Origin of the sequence: Ureibacillus sp. FSL K6-8385, from assembly GCF_038593155.1 — a bacterium.
In the GTDB taxonomy this organism is placed as follows: domain Bacteria; phylum Bacillota; class Bacilli; order Bacillales_A; family Planococcaceae; genus Ureibacillus; species Ureibacillus terrenus.
In genome coordinates this window covers 2,904,206-2,913,419 of sequence record NZ_CP151968.1, presented here as the reverse complement: position 1 = coordinate 2,913,419, position 9,214 = coordinate 2,904,206, and the positions used below count along the sequence as shown (strand labels likewise).

The following is a 9,214-nucleotide window of genomic DNA, read 5'->3' as shown; positions in this document are numbered from 1 at the left end:
TGTAAATTATCACTTTATTTCGGAACAAAAGAGCCATTTTTTTGCACATTCCTTCAGAAAGCCCTCTCCCCTTTTCTGAAAGAATGTGCTAAATTTTTTGTGAATTATTTCGGAAGAGAAAATCCATCGGTTCATAGGAGGGGGAGGAGGACGTGATTCAATTTCATGACTTTGGCATTGACGTCCAAACGTATGCAGAGCGTGGAAAAGAAAACGACTTCCCTCTTCTGAAAAAGTGTCCGCATTGCCGGGCCAAGCGCCCGTTGCACCGCCACGGTTACTATGAGCGAAACGCATTGACCCCACATGGTGATTATCGCATTTGGATTGTCCGGTATCGCTGTCGGGAATGCTTGAAGACGGTGAGTGTGCTGCCTTCCTTTCTCCTCCCGTATTTTCAGTATACGTTGTCCGCCATATGGCAAGTCGTGAAAGAGCAGTTGGGATTGACCGAGGGGACGAACCGGGCTCCGTTTCTCCCGACAAAGGACGGCATCATCTTTTATGTCCGGCGGTTCTGCCGAAACCTATCAAACCTTCACAGCTTTTTTGCGAGGCGGTGGAGGATCATAGGCCCTATCGTGAAAAAAGAAAAGGAACGGGCTTCCTGGTGGATCCGGACGTTGGAGAAACACGGTCTCTATTCGGTCATCAGAGACATGTGGGAGGACGGATTCCGACACCCTTTTGCGAATCAAATGGGATCCTGATTTTACATACATATCCTAAATTGGAAATAGTTGAGGTTCCCACAAACCTTTCCTATCGACGGAGAAAAAGCGATCCGGTACGATAAGGGCAGACGGACCGGAACGGTCCTGATTCCAAGTGAGACAAGGAGGAGATTCGAATGGATGAGTCGATGAGACACGACATTGCCCTGTTTCGGTACGGGCTAATCGCTCCGTTGGTGAATGGGCAGGTGGAACCGAAGACGTATCTGAAAGAGGTGAGCGAGCGAGTGCACCATGTTCCCCACCAGGGCGACAAACGAATCGCAGCCAAGACGATCCTCGATTGGTGCACCCGATACAAAAAAGGGGGCTTTGACGCCTTAAAGCCGAAGCGCCGTTCGGACCGCGGCCACTCAAGGCGTCTGTCGCCCGATGATGAGGATCATATTTTAGCCCTAAGAAAAGAACATCCCACCATGCCCGTGACGGTGTTCTACGAACACCTGATCGAGCAGGGGGAAATCCCAGAAAATCATACCTCTTACTTTACTATATACCGATTGTTGAAAAAACACAACCTTGTCGGGAAAGAAATCTTGCCCATGCCGGAGCGAAAGCGCTTTGCGTATGACCAGATCAATGAGCTTTGGCAAGGGGACTTATCCCATGGACCAACGATTCGAGTCAATGGGAAAGCCCAGAAAACGTTTTTGATCGCCTATATCGATGACTGCTCGCGGTTTGTGCCGTACGCGCAGTTTTTCCCTTCGGAGAAGTTTGACGGGCTGCGGATCGTCACGAAGGAAGCGGTGCTTCGTTGCGGGAAGCCGAAGCGCATTTACTCGGACAACGGGAAAATTTATCGATCCGAGGTGCTGCAGTATGCGTGCGCCGAGATGGGAATTACGCTCATCCACACCCAGCCGTATGACCCGCAAAGCAAAGGGAAAATCGAACGGTTCTTCCGCACCGTACAGACGCGGTTTTATCCGCTGCTGGAGTTGGATCCCCCGAAGTCGCTCGAAGAGCTGAACGAGCGCTTTTGGAGGTGGCTTGAAGAGGAGTATCATCGAAAACCGCACGCCTCGCTGGACGGAAAAACGCCGCATGAGGTGTTTCAATCGCAAGTGCATCTCGTGTCGTTCATCGAAGATGGCGATTGGCTGGATGCGATTTTTCTGAAGCGGGAGCACCGCAAGGTCAAAGCCGATGGAACGATCACCTTGAACAAGCAGCTGTATGAAGTGCCGCCCCGGTTCATTGGGCAATCGATTGAACTCCGCTATGACGAACGGGGCGTCTATGTGTACGAAGATGGAAGGAAGGTGGCGGAGGCCGTTCGGGTTCGTTTGGAGGACAACGCCTATGTAAAACGCCATCGGTCCCCGTTTGCGGCGATTCCGGCGAAGGAGGGAGAACACGGTGTATAAATCGTTTTACTCCCTTTCGCGGGAGCCGTTTGCGAAAGAAACAGACCCGTCCGAGGCGTATCAAGGGGCGCCGTTTCAGGAAGCGTTGCGGGCGCTGGAGTACGTGAAACGAACCCGGGGGATCGGGCTGTTAATCGGAGAGCCAGGGGCGGGCAAGACGTTCGCCCTTCGGGCGCTGAAAGAGTCATTGAATCCATCATTGTATCATGTCGTCTACTTTCCGTTATCCACCGGAGGCGTGATGGATTTTTACCGTGGTTTGGCCTTGGGATTAGGAGAGGAACCGAAGTACCGCAAGGTAGACCTCTTCCGCCAAATCCAGCAGGCGATCGAGCGATTGTATCATGAACGGCGGATCACGCCGGTGTTCATTTTGGACGAGATGCATTTAGCGAAGGATGCATTTTTACAGGACATCGCGATCTTGTTCAACTTTGAGATGGATTCGACCAACCCATTTGTCTTGATTTTGGCCGGGCTGCCCCATTTACAGGGGAAGCTGCGGCTCAATCAGCACCGCCCTCTCGACCAGCGGATCATCATGCGATACCGGATGGGGCCGCTGGAGAAGGAAGAGGTGGCGGGCTACATCGAACATCGGATGAAACAGGCCGGGGCGAAGCATCCGATCTTCACCCCATCGGCGTTAGAGTCGATTGCCCTGCAGTCGCGGGGATGGCCTCGGGTGATCAACACGTTGGCCACGACGTGCCTGTTATACGGGTACCAGCTGAAAAAGGACGCCATTGACGAAGAAATGGTGCGCATGGCCGCAGAGGAAATGGGGTATTAGCACGAAAGGGGCCGAATCGGCCTCTTTTGTGCTTTCTCTTTTCCATCGATCCATCAGGCGCGCTGGAAATCTTCATCTGAAAGAGCGTGCAAACGTTCCGAAAGAATGTGCAAAATCCGGAACAATCCGCAAAAATTTTGCACATTATTTCCGAATCCGCCTGAAATAATTTGAAAAAGGGATTCTGAAATAATGTGCTAGTTTACAAACAAACCACTAGATCGAAAATCCTCATAAGGCTCAAATTCTGCAAAACTGATTTGTGCAAGCAACCCTAATGGTCCATTCGCATTTTTTGGGTATTCCATATTTTTTGGAAAATATCCAAACCCACCGACTTTTGAAGTGGTTAATGAATAATTTCAGTTTAATACAAGGTAAGCCCGAATTCAAATGACGCATTGAAAAACTTAAAACAGGGATTAAAAAAGCGTACCTATTAGTACGCATGACAAATAGCCCTACAATCTTGAATTTTTTCAGATTGAGGGCTATTTTGCTATTGCACATGATTCACGTATATTTTTAGACCAAGGCAAGTAGCGATCGATTATTTCTGGTTGCTGATGGATTGGGAGGTTTGGGAGTTCTGTCAATACTTTGACCAAGTATTGATAGAAATCAATTCCATTAGCTTTTGTCGTTTCAGCTAAACTCAAACAAACGGCATTGGCATCAGCTCCCAATTCACTCACAGAGAAAAGCCAGTTCTTCCGACCAATCACACTCGGACGAATCGCATTTTCTGCTGGGTTATTGTCAATCGCAATTCGACCGTCATATAGAAATGCTTTTAGACCTTCGGCATGTTTCAAGGTATAGTTTGCCGCTTCCGCAAGGGCACTTTTGCCGTAAAAAGGAGATTCATCTACCCATTGTAAGAATTCTTCCACAATCGGTTTGGAATATTTTTTTCGTGCTTTTCGACGTTTGCTTGGTGAAAGTTTCTTAAACTTTCGTTCCAATTCGTAGAGTCGATTACAATATTCTACACCTTTTTCGGCGTTTTTACTGTTGGCTTTTAGCCATTTTCTACGCACATGTGCCCAACAATTGGCGAATGTGACGTTAGGTAAACCAGCGTATGCAGAATATCCGTCACAAATGATGGTTCCCTTGAACTTTTCCACGAAGTCTTTTAAAACTTCCCGACTTCGCGATAACGCACTATGAAACATGACGATGGTCGGCCCTTGAGAAGCAACGCTTCGGAATACCCAGTTATAAGCATTAGACTGAGCCGACTTTCCATCCGAACGGTTGAGTATTTGAGCGTATGTTTCATCAATATGAAGAATTGATTTTTTCATAAGGAGCTCTTTCATACGATGGTAGATTGGATGAAGCCAATCCTCCGCGATTCGAATCACCCAGTTCGATAAATTTTTATCGTTTGTAAGGAGACCATAATGGTTCCATTCCTTTACCTGGCGATATAAAGGTAAATATTGAACAAACTTATCGTAGATGATTTTTGCCAAGACCGTTGGTCCAGCAATACTTCGTTGAATCGCTGGTTGTGGTGCTTTGCCTCGTTTGATTTGTGAATTTTTGCTGAGATCTTTTTTACAATTCCTGCACTCATAAGCGTGTTCGATATGTCGAACACGCTTCACAATAGCCGGTATAAATTTTGCTTCCTCACGAACAATCGTGCTGCCGATCTCTGTCATCTGAGATTGACAACACTCGCATTGTAAGTTTTCAGGGTGATGATGAATTTCTTCAATTTCTAAACCATCCACGAAGAAATCGTTTCGTTTCTTTTTATGTATTTTACGAACAACTGTATAGGTAACAGTGTCCGTGCTTTGTTCTTCTGTGTGCTCAGGTTCGTTAAAAAAAGAGTCATCATCAAATAAAGAACATTGTCCATCTGGAGCTTGGTACTTTGATTTTTCTGATTTTGAGCCATAAAGAAGCTTTGTTAAATAGCGAACTTGTTGTGACAACGATTCAATTTGTTTCAACAGTTCTTCATTTCTCTTATTGGATTGCGCGAGTTGTTCTTCTAATAATTGAATTAATTTTTCATTCGAATCATTGCTCACATCATTCACCACATTTCCGTCCAAATTCAATAATGTCTTGATTATATCACTAGTAATCATTGGTTAAAAGACACCTTTTTTAGATTTTTGTATGGCTTTCGGTTGATGAATTGTGAGTCCTTCAAGTAACCAACGAAGTTGTTGTTGCGTGAGCCGACGAACTTCATTTTTATTTCGTGGCCATTGGAGTTTGCCATTATCCAATCGTTTATAAAGCATAGCGAAGCCATCTCCATCAAAGTATAAACATTTATAACGATCTTTCCTTCGACCGCAAAACAAGAAGATTGCCTCGCTGTATGGATCGAGTTCGAATGAATCCTGAATTAGCGTTGCTAGACCGTCGATTCCTTTTCGCATATCTGTATGACCGCAAATGATATAGATATTTTTGCATTTTGTAAAATCATGAATCATTTCGATTCAACTCCCTGATAACCGCTTGAAGTAATTGAGGTTTGACACCGGGGTAGAAGGAGATTTTACACTGATTGGATTGAATGACGCATATTGGTCTGAGTGGACCACGACTTGCTGGGGATGGAGTTGGATCAGATTTGGACTCTAATTTTACAGGCACGATATTGAGTTTTTCCGTTGTCAAAAAAAGAACACCTCCTCTGTAATTGTTACTTTCATCTTACAGGGAGGTGTCATTGATTTATAGGCGTTGTTTGATTTCGGGCTTACAATACAAGGTTTATTTATAGATAGAAACTTATCTTGTAAAGATCTGGGATAGTTTTTTAAAGCATCGAATTGCGCTTTCGTTAATTTATTCACATTACCAATTCCTTAGCTTAAATTTTAAAAACTAAAAATCAAAAATTGAATACAAATAACAAAAAATTTTATAATTCATATAACAGTTGTCTTTGTAGCATTTGATTTAATAACAAAAAAAGCTTAGAGAAATGGAAGTTCTCTAAGCTGAGCGGTTGCATATACCAGGAAGGACATTAAAATATTTTAGCAACACAATTTGACAAAAAAAACCAAAATTTTATGCTATCCTAAGCAAAAAAAGCACCACTTTTTCAGTGGTGCTTTCTTGCGAAGCGACGTCCTACTCTCGCAGGGGGAAGCCCCCAACTACCATCGGCGCTGAAGAGCTTAACTTCCGTGTTCGGTATGGGAACGGGTGTGACCTCTTCGCCATCGTCACTTCACAATATGAGGATTGTTCCCTCAAAACTGGATAACGGCATCGAAAGTGTTTTCTTGGTTAAGTCCTCGATCGATTAGTATCCGTCAGCTCCACACGTCACCGTGCTTCCACCCCGGACCTATCTACCTCATCGTCTTTGAGGGATCTTACTTGCTTACGCAATGGGAAATCTCATCTTGAGGGGGGCTTCATGCTTAGATGCTTTCAGCACTTATCCCGTCCACACATAGCTACCCAGCTGTGCCTTTGGCAAGACAACTGGTACACCAGCGGTGTGTCCATCCCGGTCCTCTCGTACTAAGGACAGCTCCTCTCAAATTTCCTGCGCCCACGACGGATAGGGACCGAACTGTCTCACGACGTTCTGAACCCAGCTCGCGTACCGCTTTAATGGGCGAACAGCCCAACCCTTGGGACCGACTACAGCCCCAGGATGCGATGAGCCGACATCGAGGTGCCAAACCTCCCCGTCGATGTGGACTCTTGGGGGAGATAAGCCTGTTATCCCCGGGGTAGCTTTTATCCGTTGAGCGATGGCCCTTCCATGCGGAACCACCGGATCACTAAGCCCGTCTTTCGACCCTGCTCGACTTGTAGGTCTCGCAGTCAAGCTCCCTTATGCCTTTACACTCTGCGAATGATTTCCAACCATTCTGAGGGAACCTTTGGGCGCCTCCGTTACTCTTTGGGAGGCGACCGCCCCAGTCAAACTGTCCACCTGACACTGTCTCCCAAGCCGATCAGGCTTGCGGGTTAGAATCCCAGTACAGCCAGGGTAGTATCCCAAGGGCGCCTCCAGGGAAGCTGGCGCTCCCCCTTCTACGGCTCCTACCTATCCTGTACAAGCTGTACCGGAATTCAATATCAGGCTACAGTAAAGCTCCACGGGGTCTTTCCGTCCTGTCGCGGGTAACCTGCATCTTCACAGGTACTATAATTTCACCGAGTCTCTCGTTGAGACAGCGCCCAGATCGTTACGCCTTTCGTGCGGGTCGGAACTTACCCGACAAGGAATTTCGCTACCTTAGGACCGTTATAGTTACGGCCGCCGTTTACTGGGGCTTCAATTCGGAGCTTCGCTTGCGCTAACTCCTCCTCTTAACCTTCCAGCACCGGGCAGGCGTCAGCCCCTATACATCACCTTGCGGTTTAGCAGAGACCTGTGTTTTTGATAAACAGTCGCCTGGGCCTATTCTCTGCGGCTCATCGGGGCTTGCACCCCAATGAGCACCCCTTCTCCCGAAGTTACGGGGTCATTTTGCCGAGTTCCTTAACGAGAGTTCTCTCGCTCGCCTTAGGATTCTCTCCTCGACTACCTGTGTCGGTTTGCGGTACGGGCACCTCCCGCCTCGCTAGAGGCTTTTCTTGGCAGTGTGAAATCGGGAACTTCGCGCGCAATGCGCTCCCCATCACAGCTCAGCGTTGCGGGAAGCGGATTTGCCTACTTCCCCGCCTTGCTGCTTGGACACGCTCGACCAACGGCGTGCTTTCCCTATCCTCCTGCGTCCCCCCATCGCTCAAACGGCGGGGAGGTGGTACAGGAATATCAACCTGTTGCCCATCGTCTACGCCTTTCGGCCTCGACTTAGGTCCCGACTAACCCTGAGCGGACGAGCCTTCCTCAGGAAACCTTAGTCATTCGGCGGATGGGATTCTCACCCATCTTTCGCTACTCATACCGGCATTCTCACTTCTAAGCGCTCCACCAGTCCTTCCGGTCTGACTTCTGCGCGCTTAGAACGCTCTCCTACCACCCGTGCGAAGCACGGATCCACAGCTTCGGTGAACCGTTTAGCCCCGATACATTTTCGGCGCAGCGTCACTCGACCAGTGAGCTATTACGCACTCTTTAAATGATGGCTGCTTCTAAGCCAACATCCTGGTTGTCTAAGCAACGCCACATCCTTTTCCACTTAACGGCTACTTTGGGACCTTAGCTGGTGGTCTGGGCTGTTTCCCTCTCGACCACGGATCTTATCACTCGTAGTCTGACTCCCGTGTATAAATAGCTGGCATTCGGAGTTTGTCTGAATTCGGTAACCCGAGGTGGGCCCCTAGTCCAAACAGTGCTCTACCTCCAGTATTCTTTACACGAGGCTAGCCCTAAAGCTATTTCGGAGAGAACCAGCTATCTCCAAGTTCGATTGGAATTTCTCCGCTACCCACACCTCATCCCCGCACTTTTCAACGTACGTGGGTTCGGGCCTCCAGTGAGTGCTACCTCACCTTCACCCTGGACATGGGTAGATCACCTGGTTTCGGGTCTACGACCACGTACTCCGTCGCCCTGTTCAGACTCGCTTTCGCTGCGGCTCCGCCTCTTCGGCTTAACCTTGCACGTGATCGTAACTCGCCGGTTCATTCTACAAAAGGCACGCCATCACCCGTTAACGGGCTCTGACTACTTGTAGGCACACGGTTTCAGGTTCTCTTTCACTCCCCTCCCGGGGTTCTTTTCACCTTTCCCTCACGGTACTGGTTCGCTATCGGTCACTAGGGAGTATTTAGCCTTGGGAGATGGTCCTCCCGGATTCCGACGGAATTCCACGTGTTCCGCCGTACTCAGGATCCACTCTGGAGAGGATGGATTTTCGACTACAGGGCTGTTACCTTCTACGGCCGTCCTTTCCAGAACGGTTCGTCTAACCCATCCTTTTGTAACTCCGTATAGAGTGTCCTACAACCCCAAGAGGCAAGCCTCTTGGTTTGGGCTCTTCCCGTTTCGCTCGCCGCTACTAAGGGAATCGAGGTTTCTTTCTTCTCCTCCAGGTACTGAGATGTTTCAGTTCCCTGGGTGTGCCCTCTTAACGCTATGAATTCGCGTTAAGATACTGTTCCATTACGAACAGTGGGTTGCCCCATTCGGAAATCTCCGGATCACAGCTTACTTACAGCTCCCCGAAGCATATCGGTGTTAGTCCCGTCCTTCATCGGCTCCTAGTGCCAAGGCATCCACCGTGCGCCCTTACCAACTTAACCGTTTTGCTTGCGATTGCTCGCAAGAGCTTCACTTTCAATGCCGTTTATCCAGTTTTCAAGGAACAAGTTTGAAGGTGTATGAACCTTCAAAACTGAACCCAAAACGTCAATGCCTTCGT

The 9,214-nt window shown here is 48.1% G+C and carries 5 protein-coding genes, 2 rRNA genes and 1 pseudogene; 3 read left to right on the top strand and 5 right to left on the bottom strand.

Features of this window, described 5'->3' with window-relative positions; genetic code table 11:
* Nucleotides 1-152: 152 nt before the first annotated feature.
* From NST62_RS14495 to NST62_RS14485, 3 genes are all read left to right on the top strand, one after another.
* Nucleotides 153-710, top strand: a complete 558-nt coding sequence (locus NST62_RS14495; RefSeq protein ID WP_087959845.1) for a DUF6431 domain-containing protein — start codon at nt 153-155, stop codon at nt 708-710.
* Between the two features lie 140 nt (nt 711-850).
* Nucleotides 851-2,104: an IS481 family transposase gene (locus NST62_RS14490; RefSeq protein WP_099232911.1), complete on the top strand. Its 1,254-nt coding sequence runs from the start codon at nt 851-853 to the stop codon at nt 2,102-2,104.
* On the top strand, nt 2,097-2,897 hold the full coding sequence (locus NST62_RS14485; protein ID WP_087959892.1) for an AAA family ATPase: 801 nt from the start codon (nt 2,097-2,099) through the stop codon (nt 2,895-2,897). The genes NST62_RS14490 and NST62_RS14485 overlap by 8 nt, the downstream gene beginning before the upstream one ends.
* A 197-nt stretch (nt 2,898-3,094) precedes the next feature.
* Here NST62_RS14485 and NST62_RS14480 read toward each other — a convergent pair.
* The 5 genes and pseudogenes from NST62_RS14480 to NST62_RS14460 form a co-directional block, all read right to left on the bottom strand.
* Nucleotides 3,095-3,229, bottom strand: a pseudogene (locus NST62_RS14480) (DUF1963 domain-containing protein); the annotation flags it as partial.
* A gap of 159 nt (nt 3,230-3,388) precedes the next feature.
* A complete protein-coding gene (locus tag NST62_RS14475; RefSeq protein WP_211358719.1) occupies nt 3,389-5,008 on the bottom strand; it encodes an IS66 family transposase in 1,620 nt (539 codons plus the stop codon).
* A 3-nt stretch (nt 5,009-5,011) separates the two neighbouring features.
* Entirely contained in the window at nt 5,012-5,365 is a 354-nt protein-coding gene (gene tnpB / locus NST62_RS14470; RefSeq protein ID WP_141603390.1) for an IS66 family insertion sequence element accessory protein TnpB, read from the bottom strand.
* 636 nt (nt 5,366-6,001) lie between these two features.
* Nucleotides 6,002-6,117: ribosomal RNA gene (gene rrf, locus NST62_RS14465) — 5S ribosomal RNA — on the bottom strand.
* Nucleotides 6,118-6,169: 52 nt separating this feature from the next.
* Nucleotides 6,170-9,095 (bottom strand): 23S ribosomal RNA (locus NST62_RS14460).
* Nucleotides 9,096-9,214: the final 119 nt, after the last annotated feature.

What these genes read in the sequence shown, in the direction of transcription:
- NST62_RS14490 (WP_099232911.1), top strand. Translation starts at nt 851, where the DNA reads ATGGATGAGTCGATGAGACACGACATTGCCCTGTTTCGGTACGGGCTA.
- NST62_RS14475 (WP_211358719.1), bottom strand. Translation starts at nt 5,008, where the DNA reads ATGATTACTAGTGATATAATCAAGACATTATTGAATTTGGACGGAAAT.
- tnpB (WP_141603390.1), bottom strand. Translation starts at nt 5,365, where the DNA reads ATGATTCATGATTTTACAAAATGCAAAAATATCTATATCATTTGCGGT.